Origin of the sequence: Faecalibacterium sp. Marseille-Q4137, assembly GCF_017377535.1 — a bacterium.
GTDB lineage: Bacteria > Bacillota > Clostridia > Oscillospirales > Ruminococcaceae > Faecalibacterium > Faecalibacterium duncaniae.
In genome coordinates this window covers 1-23,299 of the sequence record NZ_JAFREK010000032.1, presented here as the reverse complement: position 1 = coordinate 23,299, position 23,299 = coordinate 1, and the positions used below count along the sequence as shown (strand labels likewise).

The window sequence follows — 23,299 nt, the reverse complement described above, 5'->3', positions numbered from 1 at the left end:
CCGGTTAAGATTCTTTACTCAGAGTGATTTTTACACAAAAACGCCCTGCCCCGGAAAAGCCCGGAGCAGGGCGCTGAATATCGTATCATTCCATTTTATCGGACAACAGGGCAAGCTCCCGCAGGATCTGCCAGCGCAGGCCATCAGCTGTGGTGAGTGCCGGATGGATGGTGTGCAGTTCCACGCTGCCCTCAATGGGAAACATCGTTCCGGCCAGCGGGATGCGCACCTCTGCCCGGGTACCGCTTCCGGCACCGCGCGGCGTGAGGGAAAGCACCCACCCCATGTGGGCGCAGTAGCGGCGGCAGAGCAGCAGCCCTGCCTGCACACCGCCCAGGAAGCGGCGGCGGTTCTCCATCCAGTTTTCACCGGTGGGCAGACCGCAGCCGTCGTCCTCCACGATCAGGTACAGATCCTCGTCGTCCCGGGTGAGCCGGATCTTGATCTGCCCGCCGGGGCTTACGGCCCGCAGAGCGTTGGAAAGCAGGTGGAACAGCAGCTGCTCGGCCTCCTGAGCATCCGCTTTGACATAGCAGCGCCGGAACGGGCTGTGATCCACGGTCAGCCGGATGCCCAGCTGCTTCTCGATCTCCGGGGCCATCTGGGCGGCCTCCATCAGGATCCAGCACAGGTCTACCGGCTTCATGGGCGGCTTGTCGTTCATCTCCACTTCCAGCAGACCCATCATTTCCCGCAGGGTGCGCTCCAGGCGGATGCTCTCCTGCCCCATATCCTCCAGCGCCTGCCGGGTCCTTTCGTCTCCGGTCCGGGCCAGATGCATCTGCAGGTATTCCCGGTTCTGGTCCATGATGCGCAGGGAGTGCAGCAGCACGCTCTCAAATTGTTTGCGGGGGAAATCCCCCATCCCGCTCTCTTTTGCCATTCCGTTCTCTCTCTTTTTTCTCATCGTCCGGCCTTCCGTCCCTGCGTTCCGCTGTCGATCAATTTCTGGCGGCCCGCATAGATCAGCTTGCCCAGGGTAACGCTATGCCCCATCAGGCCGTAATCCTGCTTGAATTTCTGCCAGGCTTCGGTGTTGTATTTTTCCACCCCGTCGATCAGGCGGCGCATCCCGCAGTCCACGGCGGCCACTGTGGTGTGGTGTTCCTCGGCCACAGTCTGCAGGATCTCCTTGCGCACGGCCAGCTTCCGCTCCGTGCCGCAGACGACCTGCAGCGCAGTGGTCAGATATTCACAGTTTACATCCGGCTGCTGGATGCCCCACTCCGCATAAAGCTGCTTGCAGAACGGCAGCACCCAAAAGATGCCGATGTCCGTGGAGCTGCGCAGATCCAGTAGCAGATCCAGCAGGCTGCTGCGCTCCGGCAGGTACTGCCTGCCGTCCGGCCGCAGGAACGATGCCGTGGCATCGCTGTACCAGTCATCCCCCTGCAACAGCAGCAGCGGGCGGTTATGCAGGCTGTTGAGCCGCTTGAGGAACTCATACCCATCCATATCCTCCAGCTGGCTCGAAAGCACCACGATATCCACACTGCGCTGCTGGCGCAGCTCCCGCAGCAGCTCCTCGCCGCTGTGGAAGCAGACACAGCAGATCGCAGGATTCTGCTCCTCCAGATAATTTTTCCGGACGCGGATCTCCCGCTCGTCGTAGCTCAAAAGCGCGACATGCAGCTTTGAAACGAGTCGTTCCGTCAATCCAACCTTCCCCTTTGCCTTAAAATTGCCGCACTTTTCTTCCGTGCGTACTGTACGATACTATTTTATAAGGCCCTGCGGAAAGATTCAATCCCCGAAAAAACGTCACTATGCGTCGAACCGTGCAGGAACGGCAGCTTTTTGCGTCTTGATTTCTGGCAATTTACGTCATAAAGTGTCGATTTTTGTTCCTTTCACCTTCTCCAGCATAACACCATCTTTCCAGAAAAGCAATGGTTTGTTCACAATCATCTGATACCATATCTACGTTATTTTGTTTTTTGTCCGGCATTTCCCACACGCCGCCGGGCATGCATAAGAAAGGCCTGCCTATGCTACAACTGAAAAAGATCCGCAAGGAATACAAAACCGGTGACCTTGTACAGACCGCGCTGAATGATGTCAGCCTGAACCTGCGCGACAGCGAATTCGTCGCCATCCTGGGCCCCTCCGGCTCCGGTAAGACCACCCTGCTGAACATCATCGGCGGCCTGGATCGGTACGACAGCGGTGACCTTGTCATCAACGGGATCTCCACCAAAAAGTACACCGACCGCGATTGGGACTCCTACCGCAACCACACCATCGGCTTTGTGTTCCAGAGCTACAACCTGATCCCCCATCAGACCGTTCTGGCCAACGTGGAGCTGGCCCTGACCATTTCCGGCATCTCGGGCGCAGAGCGCAAGCGCCGCGCCACCGAGGCACTGCAGAAGGTGGGGCTGGGCAATCAGCTGCACAAGCACCCCAGCGAGATGTCCGGCGGCCAGATGCAGCGCGTTGCCATTGCCCGTGCGCTGGTCAACAACCCGGATATCCTGCTGGCGGACGAACCCACCGGCGCGCTGGACAGCGAGACCAGTATCCAGGTCATGGAGCTGCTCAAGGAGGTGGCAAAGGACCGGCTGGTGGTCATGGTCACCCACAACCCGGAGCTGGCCCAGCAGTACGCCACCCGCATCGTGAACCTGAAGGATGGTGTCATCCGCTCCGACACCGCCCCCTACGAGCCCGACACCGCTCAGCTTGCCCCTGCCGTTCACAAGAACATGGGCCACTCCTCCATGTCATGGTGGACCTCGCTGACCCTGAGCTTCAACAACCTCTGGACCAAAAAGACCCGCACCCTGCTCACGGCCTTTGCAGGCTCTATCGGCATCATCGGCATTGCGCTGATCATCTCCCTGTCCACCGGTGTCAACCAGTATATCGCCGATATGGAGCGAGACACCCTTTCCGAGTACCCGGTGCAGATCCTGCGCAGCGGCATGGATCTGACCAGCCTGCTGTCTGCCGACCTGCCCGGCCAGACCGCCGCCCCCGACCTCGGCGAGGGGATGGTTCCAGTGCGCCAGCTCGTGACCCAGATGGTTTCCGGCATCACCTCCAACGACCTGAAGAGCCTGAAAACCTACCTCGAGAGCGACACCTGCAGCATCGGGGAGAGCGTTTCCTCGGTGGAGTATTCCTATAATGTACAGCCCCAGATCTACCGCCAGGACCCGGACGGCAGCATCCGGCAGGTGAACCCGGATTCCTCCCTTTCCGCTCTGGGCATCAGCTCCACCAGCTCGACCAACAACATGATGGCCAGCATGATGAACACCAGCGTGTTCTACCAGCTGCCCGCCAGCGATGCCCTGTATCATTCCCAGTACGAGGTCAAGGCAGGCCGCTGGCCAGAAAGCTACAATGAGTGCGTTGCCGTGCTGGGTGCGGATGGTTCCATCACCGATTATGCCCTCTACGCGCTGGGCCTGCGGGACAACGCCGAGCTGGACAAGATGATCCAGCAATTCGCCCAGAACCAGAATGTGGATGTGCCCGAAGATTTCAAGACCTACCGGTACAGCGATTTTCTGGGCCGCACCTTCAAGCTGGTCAACGCGGCCGACCGCTACCAGTACGATGATGCCCACAGCGCCTGGGTGGATAAATCGGACGACAAGGCCTTCCTGCAGGAGCTTGTGGCCAACAGCGAGACCATGACCATCGTGGGCGTGGTGCAGCCCAGGGAGAACGCCTCCGCCGCCATGCTGTCCTCCGGCATCGCCTATCCCGCCTCCCTGACCCGGCACGTCATGGACACCGCCGCCCAGAGCAGGCTGGTGCAGGACCAGCTTGCCGACCCGCAGACCAATGTGCTGAACGGTGAGCCCTTTGGAACCGAACAGACCACTGCCGTGGACATGGCTTCCCTCTTCTCCATTGACACCGACCAGCTCGAGAGTGCCTTCCAGTTCGACCCCGGCAAGCTGGATCTTGACCTGAGCGGCGCGTTCGACCTGAGTGACGGTTCCGTAGATTTTTCCTCCCTCATTGACCCGGACAGCTTCCAATTTGATCTGGCCGAAACGCCCGACATCGACATGAGCGCCCTGACGGACGTATTCGCCAACATGGACATTTCCATCCCCGCCGACAAAATGCAGCAGCTGGCCCAGAAGGTGATGACCGGCTACAAGGATTACATCATCGGCAACGGCATTCTGGGGCTGGACAAGATCGGTTTTGACCAGTATCTTGCCAGCGACCAGTTCCAGCAGCTGATGAAGGATTCCATGGGCAGCCTCATTGATACCGCTGCCCTGCAGGAGCAGTTTACTGCCGCCATGCAGCAGGTCATGGGCAGCGTGATGGCAAACTTCTCGGAACAGATCGCCGCCGAATTACAGGCCCAGCTGGGCACTGCCATGGAGCAGGCCATGGGCCAGATCAGCACGAACCTGCAGAGTCAGATGACCGAGCGCTTCTCCTCTCTTGGCAGCCAGATGGAAAGCGCGCTGAAGATCGACGCAGATGCGTTCCGGAATGCCATCCGATTCAACATGACCGAGGACGATCTGGCGGAGTTGATGAAGTCGAAAATGATGTCCACCAGCGCCACCTATGAAAGCAACCTGCAGGCCTTTGGTTATGCCAGCGAGGACGACCCCAGCCAGATCAACATCTATCCGCTGGACTTCGAGCAGAAGGCGAAGGTCCTCAATGTGCTGGACAGCTACAATGCCGCCATGCGTAAGCAGGGCGCGGAAGACAAGGTGATCCAGTACACCGATGTGGTGGGCACCCTGATGACCTCCGTGACCAGGATCATCAACATGATCTCCAACATGCTGGTGGCCTTTGTCTCCATCTCGCTGGTGGTCTCCTCCATTATGATCGGCATCATCACCTATATCAGCGTGCTGGAGCGCCGCAAGGAGATCGGCATCCTGCGTGCCATCGGTGCTTCCAAGCGGAACATCTCCGAGGTGTTCAACGCCGAGACCTTCATCATCGGCCTGTGCTCGGGCCTCATGGGCATCGGCCTCAGCAGACTGCTGCTCATTCCGGGCAACATGCTCATCCAGAAGATCGCCGTCGGCACCAGCGTAGTGGCCGTTCTGCCCTGGAAGGCCGCTGTGGTGCTGGTTGCATTGGCAACTGTGCTGACCATTCTGGGCGGCTTCATCCCCGCCAAAACCGCTTCCCGCTCTGACCCTGTCAAGGCTCTGAGAGCAGAATAAGATCACTTTTTCAAAGTGGCTGTTACACAAGCCCCAGCAAAAAAGACCAGAGTTGTTTCGCCAAAAGGCGTTACAACTCTGGTCTTTTGCTTTAATGTGAACAGTGCGGCGGCTTCTTTACCACTCTTCTTCGCCAGCGCCCACCCTTGTGCGGCGGAACATGCTCTCCACAATGGCGCAGTATTTATCCGCCAGACAGACGATGACCGCCTCGCGGCAGGTCGGGATATGGCGGAAAGTCAGGGGCCACATGTGGCTGGCAATGACGTTCTGCTCCTTTTTGGTAATGCCGAACACCCGCTGTGCATTCACACAGGCAGACCCCGGGTGGGAAAAGCCGTGCATCTCAAACAGATGCCGCAGGCCGTGGAAAGAGCCCTGCTTGTGCCAGTCATAGAGATAGAAATCATGGAGAAAAGCCCCCACGGCCAGCGTGGTCTCATCGGCTCCCAGATGGAAGCGGTGGTTGATCCAGCAGCTGACCACGACCACATTCTTGCAGTGCTGGTAGGTGGTCACATCACCGTGCTGGATAAACTCACGCATTTCCTGCACCTTGGGGTGATGGTCGTACTGTTCCAGAATAGCGGACAGGCGCTCCCGTTCCGTTTGTGAAAGCTGCATGGAAAATTCCCTTTCTTTTTGTCAGAAACGCCGGGCTCAGCTTCGCAGCTGAACCGGGTTGGAGCTGCCGAAGTTCTCAGCGGCCGAAGGATTTTCGCGGGTCAGGCTCAGGTCCACCAGATACTGCTTGCCGTCGCCCAGTGCTTCCAGCTCGGCCAGCTTGGCCTCGGCAGAAGCCTTGTCCGGGTACCACTGGATGAGGAAGAAGTTTTCCTCCTCCACGCCGTAATACAGCCACTGGCCGTCCGCCCGCAGCAGGTCGTCCAGATGATCCACCTCATCGCCATCGGTCAGGCCCAGGCCCTCCTCGGCGTAGACATTTTCAGGTTCCACCTGCAGCACTTCGATGACCTGAATGGCGCTCTGTAAGTATTCATCCTGCGAAATGCTCTTGTCCGAGCGTTCCCAGCCCGTCAGGAATGCCTGCATCAGCAGGTTCTTCACGGAGATCTCCGGCTTCATTGCCATAACATATTCCTCTTTCCTCGTTTGTTTCCGCTGACCAGTATACGCTAAAAATTGTGAAAGGTCAACTATTTCTTTATGAATTTTTTGTAGCAACGCACAAAAGGCATTTTGTTCCAGTTCATTTCTGAACTTTTTATGAAACCCCTTGATTTTTGACCCGCATCGGTGTATATTAGCACTCGAAAGATATGAGTGCTAAGAAGATGCAGCATCGGCTGCTTCTTTTGCATTGCCGCTCCTTTTGCGAGGGGCCGGATCTGAATACTGTACAAAAGAGGTTTTGTATTATGGCGAAGAAAGAATTTCAGGCTGAAAGCAAAAAGCTGATGGACATGATGATCAACTCCATCTACACCAACAAGGAGATCTTCCTGCGTGAGCTGATCTCCAACGCTTCGGATGCCATCGACAAACTTTATTATAAGAGCCTGACCGATCCTTCCGTGGGCATGAACAAGGGCGATTTCCGCATCCTGCTCACCCGCGACAAGGACAATCGCCTGCTGACTGTCTCCGATAACGGCATCGGCATGACCAAAGAAGAGCTGGAGCAGAACCTGGGCACCATCGCCCACTCCGGTTCTCTGGACTTCAAGAAGGACAACAAGGACGAGAACATCGACATCATCGGTCAGTTTGGCGTAGGCTTCTACTCCGCCTTCATGGTCGCCGACAAGGTCACCGTCATCTCCAAGGCATATGGTGCGGATGAGGCCTGGCAGTGGGAGTCCAGCGGTGCTGACGGCTACGAGCTGACCCCCGCTGAGAAGGAAACCGCCGGTACCGACATCATCCTGCACATCAAGGACAGCACCGATACCGACAATTACGAGAACTTCCTCGATGAATACGGCATCGTGGCCATCGTCAAAAAGTACAGCGATTATGTGCGCTATCCCATCCAGATGGAGCGGGAGAAGAGCCGCCAGAAGCCCGAACCCGATCCCAAGCCCGAGGACTACAAGCCGGAGTGGGAGACCTACACCGAGCTTGAGACCCTGAACAGCATGGTACCCATCTGGAAGAAGCAGAAGAGCGAGGTCACCGACGAGGAATACGCCAGCTTCTACAAGGATAAGTTCAACGATTATTCTGACCCCGCCCGCGTCATCGTGAGCCGCACCGAGGGCACCGCCAACTACAACGCCCTGCTGTTCGTGCCCAGCCACCGCCCCTATGATTTCTACACCAAGGAGTATGAGAAGGGTCTGGCTCTGTACGCATCCGGCGTGCTCATTATGGAAAAGTGCGCAGACCTGCTGCCCGATTACTTCAGCTTCGTCAAGGGCATTGTGGACAGCCAGGATCTGAGCCTGAACATCAGCCGTGAGATGCTGCAGAAGGACAACCAGCTCAAGCTGATCCACAACGCACTGGAAAAGAAGATCAAGAACGAACTGCACTCCATGCTGGTCAACGACCGCGAAAAGTACGAGGCATTCTGGAAGGAGTTCGGCCGCCAGATCAAGTTCGGCGCTTACTCTGATTACGGGATGCACGCTGAGCTGCTGCGCGACCTGCTGCTGTTCTGGTCTGCCAAGGAGCAGAAGATGGTCACCCTGCAGGAGTATGTGGACAAGATGCCTGCCGAGCAGAAGTTCATCTACTTTGCCGCCGGTGACTCCACCGATCGTCTGGCAAAGCTCCCCGCCGCCGAGCTGGTTCTGGACAAGGGCTATGATGTCCTGCTGCTGACCGAGGACGTGGATGAGTTCTGCCTGCAGATCATGCGCAGCTACCCCCGCAAGGATGCCGAGGGCAAGGACGGCACCGTGGAGTTCAAGAACGTCAACAGCGGCGATCTGGGCCTTGAGACCGAGGACGAGAAAAAGGCCGCTGAAGATGCCACCGCCGAGAACAAGCCCCTGTTCGATGCCATGAAGGACGCTCTGGACGGCAAGGTCAAGGAGGTCAAGGTCTCCACCCGCCTGAAGGATCACCCCGTCTGCCTGAGCGCCGACGGCCCCCTGTCCATCGAGATGGAGAAGGTGCTCTCCAAGCAGCCCGGCAGCGAGGGCGTGAAGAGCGACAAGGTGCTGGAGCTGAACATCAACCACCCCGTGTTCGCCGTGCTGAAGGCCGCACAGGAGGCCGGTGATACCGACAAGGTCAAGAAATACAGCAGCCTGCTCTATGCACAGGCACAGCTGATCGAGGGCCTGCCCGTGGATGATCCCGCCGCTTACGCCGAGGCCGTTTGCAGCCTGATGAAGTAATTTCCTTTCCCACAAATAAATTACCCCCTTAACAAAAGGGCCGTGCTCCGCTATAATAAAGTGGAACACGGCTTTTTTGTTTTAGGAGGATTCTGCCCCATGGAGCCCAGACGCAGCAAACATTTTCTTGCCCACATTCCCACCATTGCCCTGCTGGTAGTATTCGCCATGTCGCCCTGGCTGGGCATCCTGTTCTTCATCCTGCGTGCCATCGACCGGGATGCCGAGAAAAAGGAGCAGGAGAACGCGGAATATTCCAGCGATTTCCGCCCCCAGGACACCGGTTCCGGTCAGCCGGCCCGGGACACTGAGCCGGTCTACGGCCACGATGTGCCCACTGCCGAGCAGCAGAACGCCAAAAAGTGGCACAAGACCCTGACCAGCCTCTGCACGGTGTTCGGCGGCATCTTTCTGGTGGTGGGCCTTGCAGGCCTTGCCGATATCATTGACCTGTGGGGCTACTGGTTCGACTGGGGCGAGTTTCTGACCGCGCTGGCCCAGACCATTGGCGGCGGCGCTGCGCTGGCCATGGGCCTGCGGATGAAGCAGGCCCGCAAGCTGGAGCGCCAGCTGGACAAGATCGTTGGGACCCGGGATAATATCCCGCTGGACGAACTCTTTGCAGCTGCGGGCATTGATGCCGACAGGGGCCGCGCCGCCGTGGAGCGCGCCATCGACCACGGCTATTTCGGGGCCGATGCCTATATCGACAACCGCACCGGCACGCTGGTGGTGCGGGGCGCTGCGCCCCAGCCGCCCAGGCCCGCCGAGCCCGCACCCGCACCGGCTCCCGAGGATCAGTATGCCGCCCTGCAGCGCCAGCTCCGGCAGGCCAACGATGCCATCCCCGACCCGGTGATGACGGCCAAGATCTCCCGGCTGGAGGATGTCAGCGCCCGCATCTTCGCACTGGCCAAAAAGGACCCGGACAAAAAAGCCCAGCTGCAGAAATTTATGGATTACTACCTGCCCACCGCGCTGAAGCTGCTGAATACCTACGCCCAGCTTTCGGCACAGGATGTGCAGGGCACCAACATCACTGAGGCAAAGCAGAGCATTGAGCGGAGCATGGATCTGCTCATCACCGCCTTTGAAAACCAGCTGGACAAGCTGTTTGCCTCCGATGCGCTGGATGTTTCCACCGACATTGCTGCGCTGGAAGGGATGCTGAACCTCGACGGGCTCACCGGCGGCGATTTCGCGCCCCGGAGCTGACCGCCGGAACTGCGTTGACCTTTCATCCAGATGCAACAATAATACATGGTCTTTTCTTGACAGAACCGATATTATAGAATCAGAAGAACGGGCCCAGGCCCTTTGAAGAATCATTCACCTATACGAGGAGGAACGCGCCATGATGAAGCCTATTTCTGTCTGGAAGCAGGAGCTGGCGGGCGGCACCCATACCGCCCGGCTGGCCTCCCTCTACTGCTGTTCGCCGGAGCAGACCGCTGCCCACGCCGCACGCTATGCGGCAGTGCTGGACGGGCTGGAAGCTACCTTTGGTGCCCACACCGAAGCCGGACTGTACAGCGCCCCGGGCCGCACCGAGATCGGCGGCAACCACACCGACCACCAGCATGGCCGGGTGCTGGCCGGCAGCGTGAACATTGACATGATCGCTGCCGCTGCCCCCAACGGCCTGAACCAGCTGCGTGTGCAGAGCGAGGGCTATGACCTCTGTGTCATCGACCTTGGCGACCTTGCTGCCCGCAAGGAGGAAGAGAACACCACCATGGCCCTGCTGCGGGGCGAGTGCGAGGCCTTCAAGGAGCGTGGCGCTGCCCTCTCCGGCTTGGACGTGTACATCTCCTCCAATGTGCCCAAGGGCAGCGGCGTTTCGTCCTCTGCCGCCTTTGAGGTGCTGATCGGTGTCATCCTGAACGACCGCTTCATGGCCGAAAAGGTCTCCCCCATCGCCATTGCGCAGATCGGCCAGTGGGCAGAGAACGTCTACTTTGGCAAGCCCTGCGGCCTGATGGATCAGATGGCCTCCAGCGTGGGCAACATTATCACCATCGACTTTGCCGATCCTGCCCACCCCGATGTGGAGCCAGTGCAGGTGGATTTCTCTCAGGCCGGCCTTGCCCTCTGCATCCTGGATTCCGGTGCAGACCACGCCGACCTGACCGATGAATACGCCGCCATTCCCAACGAGTGCCGCGCCGTGGCCGCTGTCTGCGGCGGCGAAGTCCTGCGGGATGTGCCCTTTGAGACCTTTATTGCAAATCTGCCCGCATGCCGCAAACAGTGCGGCGACCGTGCCGTGCTCCGGGCTTTCCACGTCTACGCTGACAACCAGCGCGTTGCCCGGCAGGTAAACGCCCTGCGCGCCGGTGATTTTAAGACCTTCCTGCAACTGGTCAACGAATCCGGCACCAGCAGCTGGGAATACCTGCAGAACGTCATCCCTGCCGGGTACAAGGAGCATCAGGAAGTGGCTGTGACCATTGCCGCCGCAAAGCATTTCCTGAACGGCGCGGGCGCTGTCCGCGTTCACGGCGGCGGCTTTGCCGGCACCGTGCAGGCCTTTGTACCGCTGGAGAAGCTGGATGCCTTCAAGGCTGAGATGGAGGCCATTCTGGGTGCAGGCAAGTGCCACATCCTCTCCATCCGTCCGGAAGGAGGTGCCGTGCTGTGATCTCTACTGCCATTCAACAGCTCGTCAACTATGGGCTGGACACCGGGCTCATCCTGCCCGATGACGAGATCTACATCCGCAATCAGCTGCTGATGACCATGCAGCTGGACAGCTTTGCCGAGCCTGAGGGGGATGTCTGCTACACCGACCTCGAAAGCATCCTGAAAACGCTGGTGGACGATGCCGTGGCCCGGGGCGTGTGCGAGGACAATTCCACCGCCCGCGACCTGTTTGACACCAGGCTGATGGGTGTGCTGACCCCGCGCCCCTCTATTGTCCGCGCCAACTTTGAGGAGCGGTACGAAAGCGAGGGCCCCCAGGCCGCCACCGACTGGTTCTATGAATTCAGCCAGGATACCGATTACATCCGCCGCTACCGCATCAAGCGGGACGTGAAGTGGGTCACCAAGACCCCCTACGGCGATCTGGACATCACCATCAACCTCTCGAAGCCGGAAAAAGATCCCAAGGCCATTGCCGCCGCCAAGCTGGCCCCCCAGAGCGCCTACCCCAAGTGCCAGCTCTGCGTGGAGAACGAGGGCTATGCAGGCCGGATGAACCACCCCGCCCGCGAAAACCACCGCATCATCCCGCTGACCATCAACGGCAGCGCATGGAATCTGCAGTACAGCCCCTATGTCTACTACAACGAGCACTGCATCGTGTTCAACAGCCAGCACACCCCCATGAAGATCGAGCGGGCCACCTTCCGCAAGCTGCTGGATTTCGTGGGCCTGTTCCCCCACTATTTCGTGGGCAGCAATGCCGACCTGCCCATTGTGGGCGGCAGCATCCTGAGCCACGACCACTTCCAGGGCGGCCACTACGAGTTCGCCATGGCCAAGGCCCCCATCGAGAAGAGCTGGGTGTTCCCCGGCTTTGAGGATGTGGAAGCCGGCATCGTCCACTGGCCCATGAGCTGCATCCGCCTGACCTGTGCGGATGACGAGCGTCTGGTGGAGCTGGCAGACAAGATCCTGACCGCATGGCGCGGCTATACCGACGAGGCAAGCTTCATCTTTGCCGAGACGGACGGCGAGCCCCACAACACCATCACTCCCATTGCCCGGGTGCGGGATGGCAGATATCAGCTGGATCTGGTTCTGCGCAACAACATCACCACCCCGGAACACCCGCTGGGGGTCTACCATCCCCACGCAAAACTCCACCACATCAAAAAGGAGAACATCGGCCTGATCGAGGTCATGGGTCTGGCAGTCCTTCCCAGCCGCCTGAAGCAGGAGCTGTTCGATCTGGCAGATATGCTGGTGGCCCGGGTGCCTGCCGAGCAGTACCCCGAAGCCCTGCAGAAGCACGCCGCATGGGCACAGGAGATCCTGGCCCGCCATCCTGAGCTGAACAGCGACAGCGTCCACCTGATCCTGCAGGATGAGGTAGGCCAGGTGTTCGCGCAGGTGCTGGCAGATGCCGGTGTCTACAAGCTGGATGAAGCCGGCCGCGTCGGTTTCGTGCGGTTCCTCGAAAGTGTAAAGTAACCACCACAGGCCGGCGGTGATTCCCCACGCAAGTGAGTACGGGTTGCGGCTCCCAGCGTCTGCTTCGTGCAATTGCACTCGCATCCTGCTGGCCGCGGCCCCAACAACAGCTTCCTACATCCGCCACTGGCGGCGGTCGCTGTTGTTGCAGTCCATTTCATCGCCCGCTGGCCTGCTTCCCGGGAGGTTTTTATGCCCTATACTTTAGAAGTCTGTGTAGACAGTGTCGCAAGCGCCCTTGCGGCAAAGCGGGGCGGAGCCGACCGGCTGGAGCTGTGCGCCGACCTGATCATCGGCGGTACCACACCCAGCCTTGCGCTGGTGCGACAGGTCAAGGCCGAGACCGGCCTGCCGGTGCGTGCCCTGCTGCGGCCCCGGTTCGGTGATTTCTGCTACGACCGCTATGAGCTTGCCCAGATGGCCGAGACCGCCGCCGCGCTGGTTCAGGCGGGTGCGGACGGCATTGTGACCGGTGTGCTGACCCCGGAGGGGGAGCTGGACGTGGACGCGCTGCGTCCCATCTACGCGGCCGCCCGGGCCGCTGCAAAGGCCGCTGGCTGTCCGGTCGTCTGCACCCTGCACCGTGCCTTTGATGTCTGCAAAGACCCCTTTGCGGCGATGGAAGCGGCCAAAGCGCTGAACCTTGGCACCATCCTGACCAGCGGGCAGGCCGCCAGCGCCCCGGCGGGCGCTTCCCTGCTCCGTCGGCTGGTGGAAACCGCTGGGCCTGATCTTGAGATCCTGGTGGGGGCGGGCGTGACCCCGGCCAATCTTCCGGCTCTGGCAGCTGAGACAGGCGCACACGCCTTCCACATGTCCGGCAAGCAGGTGCTGGACAGCCGGATGATCTTCCGGCGGGAAGGTGTTCCCATGGGCCTGCCCGGCTTCTCCGAGTTTGAGGTCTGGCAGACCAGCGAGGAGACCATCCGTGCCGCGCGGCGGATCCTGAACGAACTGTAATCCATAAAACGACCCCGGAAAGCTGCAGTCAAGCTTTCCGGGGTCGTTTGTTGATCATCGCTTTTTTCTGGCAGCCGGTCTCCTGCGTTTCCGGGGCAGCATGGCATACACATACCCAAAGGCTGTGCCGCACACACCGCCCACGATGTGCATGAAGTTCGCCACATTATCGTGGGCAAAGATGATATCATACACCTGCTGGCCCAGATACAGTGCCGCCACCAGCAGCATGGTCACCGGGATGCCGCCGGAGAAGCCCGACAGCGATGCCAGCATGATGAGCATGAACACGATGCCCGAAGCCCCCAGCAGCGCCGTATGCGGGAAGAGCACACACTGCAGAACACCCGAGATGAGCGCCGTGAGCAGGATGCCCTTGAGCAGGGGGCCGCTGCCATATTTTTCTTCCATCGGCGGGCCGATGACCAGCAGCAGGAGCATATTGTTCAGGAAATGATCCCAGCTGGCATGGCCCAGCACATGGCCGAAGAGCCGGATGTAAAACAGCGGGTCTTTCAGAGAACCGCGATAGACGCAGAACAGGTGCTTTGTGGTCCAGCCGCCTGTCCACTGCCCCAGGAACAAAGCCCCCAGGGAGAGCAGAAAAAAGGTCAGGATCACCGGCGAATTGTATTGCAGCTGCAATGTTAGCTTGGGACGTTTCGTAAGCGTTTCATCCTTTCAGCGCCCGCTCTGGCACGGACGGAATTTAAGGATATTATAGCATTTATACCAGATACGGGTCAAGCAGGGCATCCACCGTTTTGTTCCGCTTGGGAGCGGGCTTGTGCACGGCACGGCCGCGGCAGACCACCAGCTCCAGCTGGCGCAGGGCAGCCAGGTCGTCCAGCGGGTTCTTCCGGGTCACGATGAAATCAGCGCTCTTCCCCGCTTCAATGGAGCCGGTCACATCCCCCACACCGGCCAGCCGGGCATTGCGCAGGGTGGCCGTGTGGAGGGCAAACTGATTGCTCACGCCGCAGTATTTGTGGAAGTAGCACAGCTCCCGCCAGAAATCATACTGTGTGACGTAGGGGCAGCCCACGTCATTGCCCAGACCCACCGGAATGCCGTTGGCAAGGGCCGTTCTGGCACTTTCCACCACGCCGTCAAAGACGATCCTGCCATTGTACTGGTCCTTCTCGGAAGCGCCGGAAATGGCCGGGTCAAACAGTGCATAGGGCAGCGCCGGGGAGATGGTGGTGCAGACGAAAGCACCCCGCTCCTTGTAGAGCCGGATGGTCTCCTCATCCATCTTTGCGCCATGCTCGATGGAGTCCACGCCGTTTTCCAGCGCCACCTTCACCCCCTCGGGCGATTCGGTGTGGGCAGCCACGGGATAGCCCAGCCTGTGGGCTTCATCACAGACAGCCCGGACCATCTCAGGCTTCATCTTCAGCTCCCCGGGGGTGCCCTTTTGGGTGGCATCCAGCACGCCGCCCGTGATCATCAGCTTGACCAGATCTACCCTCTGTTCACCGGCCCTGCGGAGCTGGGCCAGCGCTTCGGCATTGTTGTGGGCCGCCACTGCCACCGAACCTGCCATGTGCCCGCCGGGCACCGAGATGCCCTCGTTGGCGGCAAGGATGCGGGGAGCCAGGATCTTCCCCTTTGCCGCGTCGTCCCGGCAGCGGGTATCGAAATCTGCCAGACCGCCCACGGTGCGGATGGTGGTCACGCCGCCCAGCAGTTCCAGCTTGGCGTAACTGCACACCAGCCGGTAAGCCACCGCCCGGGTCAGGCCATTGCTCAGGATCCTGCGCACCAGTGCGGCGTTATCCCGGGGCTTTGCGCTGGGCTTGCCATTGCCCGCCAGATGGACATGCAGGTTGATAAGGCCCGGCATCAGGTAGCCGCCCTTAAGGTCCACCTTCTCATACCCCTCACAGGGGGCGGTATCCTCCACGATGGCGGTGATCTTCTCCCCGTCCACCAGCACCATCTTGTGCGCCGCCGGTTCCATCTGTTCGGTGCCGTCCAGCAGGATGCAGTTGAAATAGGCTCGTTTCATCCGTATTCTTCCCTTTCCGTTCCGGCGCAGGCCGTTTTCTTTCAGTATATCACGTTTGCGGAAGCGATAAAAGACATCTGTCGTTTTTTCTTCTGCCTCCTGCATTGACATTTCCCGCCCCGGTGGGTACACTTATAAGGTATTCTTTTCTGAAAGGGGGCCACGCCGTGGCAACGGAAGCCAAACTGCGCCAGCTGGCAGACCGCGGCTGTCCGGTCTACTATTTCTATTCCAGCGAGCGGTATCTTGTCCGGCAGGCAGTGTCTGCCGCCGTCCGGATCCTGAGCGCTGACACGGATGAGGAGACCACCGTGCTGGACGGTGCCGCGCCCGAGATCGAGCAGCTCATCATGGCAGCGGGCACAATCTCCTTCTTTGGCACCCGCCGCGTGGTTGTACTGCCCGAGCTTGACCCCGCCGCCTACGGCGACAAGGATTTGGACGAGCTGTGCAGCACCCTTGCCAGCCTGGAAAATGCCGTGGTGGTGCTGGGCAGTGTGTTCGAGCTGGAGCGCAGCAAGCTCAAGACCGGCAAGCGGGCACAAAAGCTGATCGCTGAATGCAAGAAGCTGGGCTTTGTCGAGGAGCTCTCCAAACCCAAGCCCTACGAGCTGAAGATGATGCTCATTGAGCGGGCCAAGGCGCAGGATACCACCCTGCCCGAGGGCGCTGCCGCAGCCCTGCTGGAGCGCTGCGGCGAGGATCCCTTTCTGCTGGAAAATGAGGTAGACAAGCTCTGTGCCCTTTCCGGCTACCAGACCGTTACCGCCGCCATGGTGGCCGAGATGGGCACCGTGAGCCTGGAAGCGGATGTGTTTGAGATGATCCGGATGATCACCGCCAAGAACGCCACCGGTGCCTGCAAAAAGCTGCAGACCCTGCTGCGCTTACAGCAGGAGCCCATTGCCATCACCGGCGCAATGATTGGCAGCTATGTAGACCTGTACCGGGTCAAGCTGGGGGCTTCCAAACGGAAGAGCTACGCCGCCGTGTTCAAGGATTTTGGCTACAAGGGCAGCGACTACCGGCTCAAGCGCTCAGCCGAAACGGCATCGCATTACACGCTGGGCCAGCTGGAGACCTGCCTGCAGGTGCTGCTGGACCTCGATAAAAGTTTGAAGAGCCAGCCCGTGGATGTGCAGACCCTGCTGGAAGCAGCACTCTGCCGTCTGGCGCTGGCGGGGAGCGGACGATGAGCGAACGAGAACTGCTGCACACCGACCGGGTGCTGGTGGTGGAGGGCAAATACGATGCCGCCCGCCTTTCCCACCTGACCGATGCCATGATCCTGCTGACAGACGGCTTTGGCATCTACAAGGACAAAAAACGCCAGCAGCTGCTGAAAGCCCTGGCGAAGAAAAACGGCCTGATCCTCTTCACCGATTCCGATGCCGCCGGGTTCCGCATCCGCACCTACATCACCGGTCTGGTGGGGGCAGAAAACGTGGTGCAGGCCTATGTGCCCGCCATCCATGGCAAGGAAAAGCGGAAGCCCCAGCCCGGCAAGGAAGGCCTGCTGGGCGTGGAAGGCGTGGACGATGCCATCGTCCTGCAATGCCTGCGGGATGCACTGGGCGCAGAAGCCGGGGCCGCGCCTGCCCGCCCGGAGGGTCGGCAGATCACCTACACCGACCTGTACAACTGGGGACTTTCCGGCACCCCGGGCAGTGCTGAGCGGAAATACCAGCTGCTCAACGCGCTGGGCCTGCCGCCCCGGCTCTCCAAAAAGGAGCTGGTGGAGGCGCTGAACCGGCTGTACAGCTTTGAGCAGCTGGATACCCTGCAGGCCGAAATACTCGAAGCACACTGACAGACAAAAAAGGAGACCGCACCGCGCGGTCTCCTTTTTGCGTTACAGAATAATTTTATAGGGCAACATCCAGCGCCATCATCAGGGCAAACCCTGCCACCACGCTGATGACCCCCGCCGGTTCGTCTGCCTCCACGGCTTCCGGGATCATCTCCTGTGCCGTCACGCAGACCATGCACCCGGCGGCAAGGCTCATCAGCCAGGGCAGGGCTGCACTGACCCACCCGGCCAGTGCAAGGGCCAGCAGGCCCCCCAGCGGCTCCACAAGCCCGGAGGCAGCCCCCGCCGCAAAGGCACGGCGCTTAGACCTACCCTCCTGCGCCAGCGGCAGACTGACCGCAGCTCCCTCGGGAATGTTCTGCAGCCCAATGCCCAGCGCAAGGGCCAGCGCCCCGCTGATGGCATCCGGTTCTCCCCGCAGGGCCAGCGCAGCAGCAAGGCCCACCACCATGCCCTCGGGCAGATTGTGCAGGGTGACTGCCAGCACCATCCGCCCACAGCGGCCCGGCCCGGCATTCAATAGGCGGCCCGCCAGCGTTTCCAGCCGCAAAAGCCCTACCGCACCCAGCAGCAGGCCCACGGCAGGCGGGACCCATGCAGGCAGCGGCCCCTGCTCTGCCCGCTCAATGGCCGGCAAAAGCAGGCTCCATACGCTGGCCGCCAGCATGATGCCCGCCGCCATGCCGCAGAGCATCCGCCGGGTGGCAGGCTCCCCGGTCTTCCGCAGCAGGAACACACCAGCCGCACCGGCCGTGGTGCAGAGCATCGGCAGCAGCAGCACGGCCGCCGTCAGGAAAATCTGTTCCAAATCGCACTCCCCCTTTTCCCGGTCTATGCCAAGGCGGCAGGAGGTGTGCAGAGAGCGACCCTAAACAGGACCTTCAAAAGGATTTCTGCAAAATTTCCTTGATCTGCTCCAGATCCTCTACAAAATAGATCCCCTGCTGGCGTTCCGGGGAGGAGAGCCCCTTTTCGATCATCCGGCCAAGCAGGGCTTTCAGTCCATCGTAGTAGCCGTGCAGGTTATAGAGGATGCAGGGCGCATCCAGATACCTGAGCGATACCTTGGACATCACCTCGGCGATCTCCTCCAGTGTGCCGGTGCCGCCGGGAAACGCAATAAACGCATCCCCCAGCGCGATCATCTTTGTTTTGCGCTCAGTCATATCCTTTGTCACGATCAGCTCCGTCAGCCCCTCGTGCTGCAGCTCTCCCTGCACAAAAAACTCCGGTTCCACGCCGGTCACTTCGCCCCCGGCGTTCAGGGTGCTTTCGGCGATCTCTCCCATCAGACCGCAGCGGGAGCCGCCGTACACCAGCGCGTTCCCGCTCTCCCCGATCCACCTTCCCAGCTCCTGCACCGCCTGCTTCAGGGCCGGATCATTGCCCTCGTTTGCGCCCAGATATACCGTGACGTTCATTGTATTCTCCCCCAGTTTCGTTTTTGCCTTATTTTATCACGCTTTTCTCCGGCAGAAAAGAGGGCGGGCCGGTTTTCCTTGCAAATACCGCCGGACTGTGCTATGCTGAGAGGAAAAAGGGGGATTTTCCTTATGAAAACAGCATTGACCATTGCCGGAAGCGATTCCAGCGGCGGCGCAGGCATTCAGGCCGACATCAAGACCATGACCGCCAACGGCGTGTTTGCCCTGAGCGCCATCACTGCTCTGACGGCCCAGAACACCACCGGTGTGACCGGAATCTTTGAGACTACACCCGAATTTCTGGCCCAACAGCTGGATGCGGTGTTCACCGATATCTACCCGGATGCCATCAAGATCGGCATGGTGTCGTCGTCTGCGCTCATTGAGACCATTGCCAAAAAGCTGCGCCAGTACGATGCCAAGCACATCGTGGTCGATCCCGTGATGGTGGCCACCTCCGGCTCCAAGCTGCTGCAGGACAGCGCCATCCAGATCCTGACCGGGCAGCTTCTGCCCATGGCCGAGGTGGTCACGCCCAACATTCCGGAGGCCGAGATCTTGTCCGGCATGACCATCACCGATACCGCCGGGATGGAGGCCGCTGCAAAGTGCATCAGCGAAAAATACGGCTGTGCCGTGCTCTGCAAGGGCGGCCACAAGGTGAACGATGCCGACGATCTGCTCTGGCGCAACGGCAACGGCAAGTGGTTCCACGGCGAGCGCATCGCCAACCCCAATACCCACGGCACCGGCTGCACCCTGTCCAGCGCCATTGCCTCCAATCTGGCAAAGGGCTATCCCCTGGATGCCGCCGTTGAGCGGGCCAAGGCATATATTTCAGGCTGCCTGTCCGCCATGCTCGATCTGGGCAAAGGCTCCGGCCCCATGGACCACATGTTTGCCCTGCGCGGCGAATTCGTGGAGCACTGAGCCACAAAAAAAGGGCGATGATCTCTCATACGCCCCAGAACAGGACTCCCAGTCCCGCCGCCAGCAGGATCATTCCGATGGGCGACGGGGCTTTTTGCGTCCGCTTCTTCCAGACAAAATGCACCGCCCATAAAACAGCAAACACAAGGATCGATCTCGCATCCGGTGCAAATCCATCCGCCAGCGTTTTGATGCCGCCCAGTGTGGAGAGCATCATATTCAGCGCGGTCGCCAGGATCATGGCCACCACACAGGGCCGCACACCGGAAAGAAAGGCTTCCACGCCCGCATACTTCATCAGGTTTTTCAGCACCGCCGCGATCAGCAGGATGATGAAGAACGAGGGCAGCACCACACCCATCGTAGCGATCAGCGCTCCCGGAAAGCCGCCCTGTGATGACCCGATAAAGGTTGCCATATTGATTGCCAGCGGGCCCGGGGTGGACTCCGAAACGGCGACAAAACTCAGGAATTCTGCTTCGGTCAGCCAGCTATGACGCAGCACGGTCTCCCGCACCAGCGAGATCATCCCGTAGCCGCCGCCAAAGGAGAGCGCTCCAATCATCAGAAAATTGAGGAACAGCTGGAGGTAGATCATGCTTTCTCCTCCTTCCGCAGCTTTTTTAACAGGTAGAGCAGCACCCCTGCCGCCCCGCAGAGCAGGATGTAGTAGAGGGACGAGAAGGACACCGCCGCCATCGAGCAGCCCACCATGGCCGCCACGACACCGGCAACGATGATCCTGTTGAAGGCCGTACCGGACAGGCTTTTCAGCATCTTCATCCCCGCCGAAAGGATCAGATAGATGACGCAGACCTGAATGCCCCGGAACGCGCTTGCCACTGCCGACAGCTGCAAGAACCGGTCAAACACCAGTGAGATCAGGTAGATGACCACAAACGAGGGCAGGCAGACCGCCAGTGTGGATGCCGCGGCCCCCTCTGCCCCTTCGATCTTATAGCCTACATAGGTGGCGCTGTTCACCGCCACAGGGCCCGGCGTGGACTCCGCAATGGCGACCATATCGAGAAATTCCTCCCGGCTCAGCCACTGCTTGTCTTCCACAAATTCCCGTTCCAGCAGGGCCACCATTGCGTAGCCGCCGCCAAACGTGAACGCACCGATCTTCAAAAAAGTCCAGAACAGATCTCTTGTTTTTTTCATACACTTCACCTCGCTGCCTGCCTATTATAGCATAAAGTCTCCCATCAGGGAACCCATTCACAAGACCTTCGATCATCCTATCTCTTCCGGCACAAATGAGTCTTTCTCACAAACAAGGTAGATGTCCTTCTTCATTTTCTTCTCAAAGTATTGCTTCAATCTCATATTGGAATCCCACTTGTCTTGCGGATAAAAGCCGTACCGTTTCTTTACATCGTTCATTCTATCTTCTATATCCAGAACCCCTTCCGCTCCCGCCAGACTATCACACAATTGAATCAACCGGTCATAATCATCGTATACTGTCCTAGCCAATTCAGTCTTAATCATTTTCATTTCTTCATCTGAAACATCAAATTTTCCAATGTATTCATCCACCGTGTGATTGTTAAAAGAATGCGTCAAACAGATCTTTGCCACCTCATCATAACCAAGGCGCATCATATATGTGTACCCATCGGAAACATGGCCAAGATGTCTTACGCCAAATTTTCTTCCTATATCATGCAGTAGGCCTAAAACATAGGCCTTCTCCGCATCCATATCTCCACATGCCGCTGCTATTTTTTCTGCACAGTGCGCTGCTGTTAAACAATGTTTTCCCCAAGGCCCCGGATTATTTGATAGACCATCCCGAATCAACGCCATCGCTTCTTTTCTTGTTGGCAGCATAACCTATTCCTTCTTTCCCTTTCCTTATGCATTGATAAAAACAAATGCCGAAAACCCGCATGCATACAGGCTTTCGGCATTTTGGTCCATTACTCGAGCTCGGTAAGTTCGGATTCTTACTAAACAAATTTGTTTAGTAAGGCTATTCTTGAATGTTCACTTTTCCATGAGATTGCTGTGCTAGATGTGGCTTGCTGATTTTTTAGTATCAGGATAGTATCACACAACCAGCGGGATCTCTGTGAGTATTATAACGTATTTACGTTCAGGATGCAACTGTCTTTTAAGGATTACTTCTTGCTTGCATCTGCCAGATAGTTTTCTCCCCATTTACACATCGCATCCAAAATAGGAATGATGCTTCTCCCAAAGTCGCTGAGCGAATATTCTACCTTTGGCGGCACAACAGGATAAACTTTCCGAATAACTAAGTTATCATTTTCAAGCTCCCGGAGCTGCTGTGTCAGCATTTTAGGCGTAGCCTTGGGAATCAACTTTCCTATCTCATTAAAGCGCAAGGTATTATCAATCAAATGCCACAGAATAAGTGCTTTATATTTCCCACCAATCAAATCGAGGGTTGCTTCAACCGGGCAGTTAAAGGTACTTGGACATTTCATTTTTCTCTTCCCTACACTATCTTTTTGGGTAGTATATAACAAAAAAGTGCGTTCTTGCTTTTTTGAAAACGACTGATAAAATCATAGCATAGGCCGATTGAATTATCAAGACCCTACACAAATTTACACTTTCAGAAAGGACCATCACATTATGGATTTTTTGACACTTGCAAAGAAACGGTATAGTGTACGCGCTTACACAAAGCAGAAGGTTGAGAAGGAAAAGCTGGATGCCATCTTAGAGGCAGCTCACGTTGCACCCACGGGTGGTAATTGCCAGCCTCAACACCTGATTGTAGTGCAGAGTGATGAGGGCCTTCGTAAAATTGGAAAGGCCACAAATATCTATGGTGCGCCGCTGGCAATTATCGTTTGCAGCGATACAAATAAGGTCTGGACACGTCCCTTTGATGGTAAAAAGCTGACCGATATTGATGCAAGCATCATTACCGACCACATGATGATGGAAGCCACCTACTTAGGTTTAGGAAGCGTATGGGTATGCTATTTCAAGCCGGACATCCTGAAGGCTGAATTTAAGATTCCCGACAACCTTGAACCGGTCAACATCCTTGTCCTCGGCTACGCCGACACCTCTCGTGAAAAGGCTCTGTCCGCAGATCGCCATGCAAAAATGAGAAACTCTCTTTCTGCCATGGTATCTTTCGAGAAGCTTTAACTTAAAATTATATCTTTATATCATTCTATTTTCTCTGGCACGTCCAACCATTAATTTTTTCTTAATAGTTCCAACTGCTAAACTCGAACCATCCGGAAATCCCGGATAGTTGATAGACCACCCAAGTTATTAAGCACTCCTTAACAACTGCTCTGAACTCTTCGGAATTTCCGAAGAGTTGCGCCTATATACGCAGAACCCCCGTCAGCGCACACTGACAGGGGTTCTGCTCGTTTTTGATGGGATTGAGTAGAGCTTACTCGAGCTCGGTAGGTTTATTTCTTTACTAAGCAAATTTGTTTAGTGTGTCTGTTCTTGGATGTTCACTTTTCCATGAGATTACCGTGGTAGATACGGCTTGTTGATTTTTTAGTATCAGGATAGTATCACATAGCCAGCGGAATCTCTGTGAATATTAT

At 58.1% G+C, this 23,299-nt stretch carries 22 protein-coding genes; 10 read left to right on the top strand and 12 right to left on the bottom strand.

Translation table 11 applies throughout. The features are described from left to right. Nucleotides 1–85: 85 nt before the first annotated feature. Together J3353_RS12060 and J3353_RS12055 are read right to left on the bottom strand one after the other, a co-directional pair. Nucleotides 86–907 (bottom strand): HAMP domain-containing sensor histidine kinase, encoded by an 822-nt coding sequence (locus J3353_RS12060; protein WP_098924964.1) that lies wholly within the window; start codon nucleotides 905–907, stop codon nucleotides 86–88. Then, nucleotides 904–1,656, bottom strand: a complete 753-nt coding sequence (locus J3353_RS12055; protein ID WP_005930473.1) for a response regulator — start codon at nucleotides 1,654–1,656, stop codon at nucleotides 904–906. Before J3353_RS12055 ends, J3353_RS12060 begins: the two co-directional genes overlap by 4 nt. Before the next feature lie 332 nt (nucleotides 1,657–1,988). On the opposite strand from J3353_RS12055, the gene J3353_RS12050 reads away from it, so the two are divergent. Further along, the gene (locus J3353_RS12050; protein WP_156060795.1) at nucleotides 1,989–5,165 is read left to right on the top strand and encodes an ABC transporter ATP-binding protein/permease; all 3,177 of its coding nucleotides are present in this window, start codon (nucleotides 1,989–1,991) and stop codon (nucleotides 5,163–5,165) included. Between the two features lie 117 nt (nucleotides 5,166–5,282). Here the strand turns inward: J3353_RS12050 and J3353_RS12045 are convergent, their stop codons facing one another. Continuing rightward, nucleotides 5,283–5,789 carry an HD domain-containing protein gene (locus tag J3353_RS12045; RefSeq protein WP_156060793.1) on the bottom strand — a complete coding sequence of 169 codons (507 nt, stop codon included), beginning with the start codon at nucleotides 5,787–5,789 and terminating at the stop codon, nucleotides 5,283–5,285. A gap of 36 nt (nucleotides 5,790–5,825) precedes the next feature. Then, nucleotides 5,826–6,257, bottom strand: a complete 432-nt coding sequence (locus J3353_RS12040) for a hypothetical protein (protein WP_223383978.1) — start codon at nucleotides 6,255–6,257, stop codon at nucleotides 5,826–5,828. 287 nt (nucleotides 6,258–6,544) lie between these two features. On the opposite strand from J3353_RS12040, the gene htpG reads away from it, so the two are divergent. From htpG to J3353_RS12015, 5 genes are all read left to right on the top strand, one after another. Then, nucleotides 6,545–8,473, top strand: a complete 1,929-nt coding sequence (gene htpG / locus J3353_RS12035) for a molecular chaperone HtpG (protein ID WP_097773669.1) — start codon at nucleotides 6,545–6,547, stop codon at nucleotides 8,471–8,473. A 99-nt stretch (nucleotides 8,474–8,572) separates the two neighbouring features. Further along, nucleotides 8,573–9,688 (top strand): 5-bromo-4-chloroindolyl phosphate hydrolysis family protein, encoded by a 1,116-nt coding sequence (locus J3353_RS12030; protein WP_156060791.1) that lies wholly within the window; start codon nucleotides 8,573–8,575, stop codon nucleotides 9,686–9,688. Nucleotides 9,689–9,827: 139 nt separating this feature from the next. Beyond that, nucleotides 9,828–11,114, top strand: a complete 1,287-nt coding sequence (locus J3353_RS12025) for a galactokinase family protein (RefSeq protein ID WP_207684931.1) — start codon at nucleotides 9,828–9,830, stop codon at nucleotides 11,112–11,114. After that, the gene (gene galT / locus J3353_RS12020) at nucleotides 11,111–12,610 is read left to right on the top strand and encodes a UDP-glucose--hexose-1-phosphate uridylyltransferase (RefSeq protein ID WP_249259214.1); all 1,500 of its coding nucleotides are present in this window, start codon (nucleotides 11,111–11,113) and stop codon (nucleotides 12,608–12,610) included. The genes J3353_RS12025 and galT overlap by 4 nt, the downstream gene beginning before the upstream one ends. Before the next feature lie 192 nt (nucleotides 12,611–12,802). Continuing rightward, nucleotides 12,803–13,570: a copper homeostasis protein CutC gene (locus J3353_RS12015; protein ID WP_207684929.1), complete on the top strand. Its 768-nt coding sequence runs from the start codon at nucleotides 12,803–12,805 to the stop codon at nucleotides 13,568–13,570. 54 nt (nucleotides 13,571–13,624) lie between these two features. Here J3353_RS12015 and J3353_RS12010 read toward each other — a convergent pair whose 3' ends face one another. Continuing rightward, the gene (locus tag J3353_RS12010) at nucleotides 13,625–14,215 is read right to left on the bottom strand and encodes a rhomboid family intramembrane serine protease (RefSeq protein ID WP_005930504.1); all 591 of its coding nucleotides are present in this window, start codon (nucleotides 14,213–14,215) and stop codon (nucleotides 13,625–13,627) included. An 82-nt stretch (nucleotides 14,216–14,297) separates the two neighbouring features. Continuing rightward, nucleotides 14,298–15,581, bottom strand: coding sequence for an amidohydrolase family protein (locus J3353_RS12005; protein ID WP_207684928.1), 1,284 nt, complete (start codon nucleotides 15,579–15,581; stop codon nucleotides 14,298–14,300). Nucleotides 15,582–15,748: 167 nt separating this feature from the next. Between J3353_RS12005 and holA the strand changes: the two genes are divergently transcribed. Both holA and J3353_RS11995 read left to right on the top strand, forming a co-directional pair. Further along, complete coding sequence (holA, locus tag J3353_RS12000; RefSeq protein WP_207684927.1) at nucleotides 15,749–16,777, top strand: DNA polymerase III subunit delta; 1,029 nt, start codon at nucleotides 15,749–15,751, stop codon at nucleotides 16,775–16,777. Beyond that, on the top strand, nucleotides 16,774–17,391 hold the full coding sequence (locus tag J3353_RS11995; protein ID WP_154277276.1) for a toprim domain-containing protein: 618 nt from the start codon (nucleotides 16,774–16,776) through the stop codon (nucleotides 17,389–17,391). Before holA ends, J3353_RS11995 begins: the two co-directional genes overlap by 4 nt. 55 nt (nucleotides 17,392–17,446) lie before the next feature. Here J3353_RS11995 and J3353_RS11990 read toward each other — a convergent pair whose 3' ends face one another. After that, the gene (locus J3353_RS11990) at nucleotides 17,447–18,199 is read right to left on the bottom strand and encodes a ZIP family metal transporter (RefSeq protein WP_242700944.1); all 753 of its coding nucleotides are present in this window, start codon (nucleotides 18,197–18,199) and stop codon (nucleotides 17,447–17,449) included. A 73-nt stretch (nucleotides 18,200–18,272) separates the two neighbouring features. Continuing rightward, a complete protein-coding gene (locus tag J3353_RS11985) occupies nucleotides 18,273–18,812 on the bottom strand; it encodes a TIGR00730 family Rossman fold protein (RefSeq protein ID WP_207684926.1) in 540 nt (179 codons plus the stop codon). Nucleotides 18,813–18,944: 132 nt separating this feature from the next. On the opposite strand from J3353_RS11985, the gene thiD reads away from it, so the two are divergent. After that, nucleotides 18,945–19,745, top strand: a complete 801-nt coding sequence (thiD, locus tag J3353_RS11980) for a bifunctional hydroxymethylpyrimidine kinase/phosphomethylpyrimidine kinase (RefSeq protein ID WP_207684925.1) — start codon at nucleotides 18,945–18,947, stop codon at nucleotides 19,743–19,745. 25 nt (nucleotides 19,746–19,770) lie between these two features. Here thiD and J3353_RS11975 read toward each other — a convergent pair whose 3' ends face one another. From J3353_RS11975 to J3353_RS11960, 4 genes are all read right to left on the bottom strand, one after another. Continuing rightward, complete coding sequence (locus tag J3353_RS11975) at nucleotides 19,771–20,343, bottom strand: chromate transporter (RefSeq protein ID WP_207684924.1); 573 nt, start codon at nucleotides 20,341–20,343, stop codon at nucleotides 19,771–19,773. Then, nucleotides 20,340–20,909 (bottom strand): chromate transporter, encoded by a 570-nt coding sequence (locus J3353_RS11970; RefSeq protein WP_207684923.1) that lies wholly within the window; start codon nucleotides 20,907–20,909, stop codon nucleotides 20,340–20,342. The genes J3353_RS11975 and J3353_RS11970 overlap by 4 nt, the downstream gene beginning before the upstream one ends. 72 nt (nucleotides 20,910–20,981) lie before the next feature. After that, nucleotides 20,982–21,581, bottom strand: coding sequence for an HD domain-containing protein (locus J3353_RS11965; RefSeq protein WP_207684922.1), 600 nt, complete (start codon nucleotides 21,579–21,581; stop codon nucleotides 20,982–20,984). A 290-nt stretch (nucleotides 21,582–21,871) separates the two neighbouring features. Then, nucleotides 21,872–22,201 carry a helix-turn-helix domain-containing protein gene (locus tag J3353_RS11960; protein WP_117476890.1) on the bottom strand — a complete coding sequence of 110 codons (330 nt, stop codon included), beginning with the start codon at nucleotides 22,199–22,201 and terminating at the stop codon, nucleotides 21,872–21,874. 151 nt (nucleotides 22,202–22,352) lie between these two features. On the opposite strand from J3353_RS11960, the gene J3353_RS11955 reads away from it, so the two are divergent. Further along, nucleotides 22,353–22,880: a nitroreductase family protein gene (locus J3353_RS11955; RefSeq protein WP_097770289.1), complete on the top strand. Its 528-nt coding sequence runs from the start codon at nucleotides 22,353–22,355 to the stop codon at nucleotides 22,878–22,880. Nucleotides 22,881–23,299 lie beyond the last annotated feature (419 nt).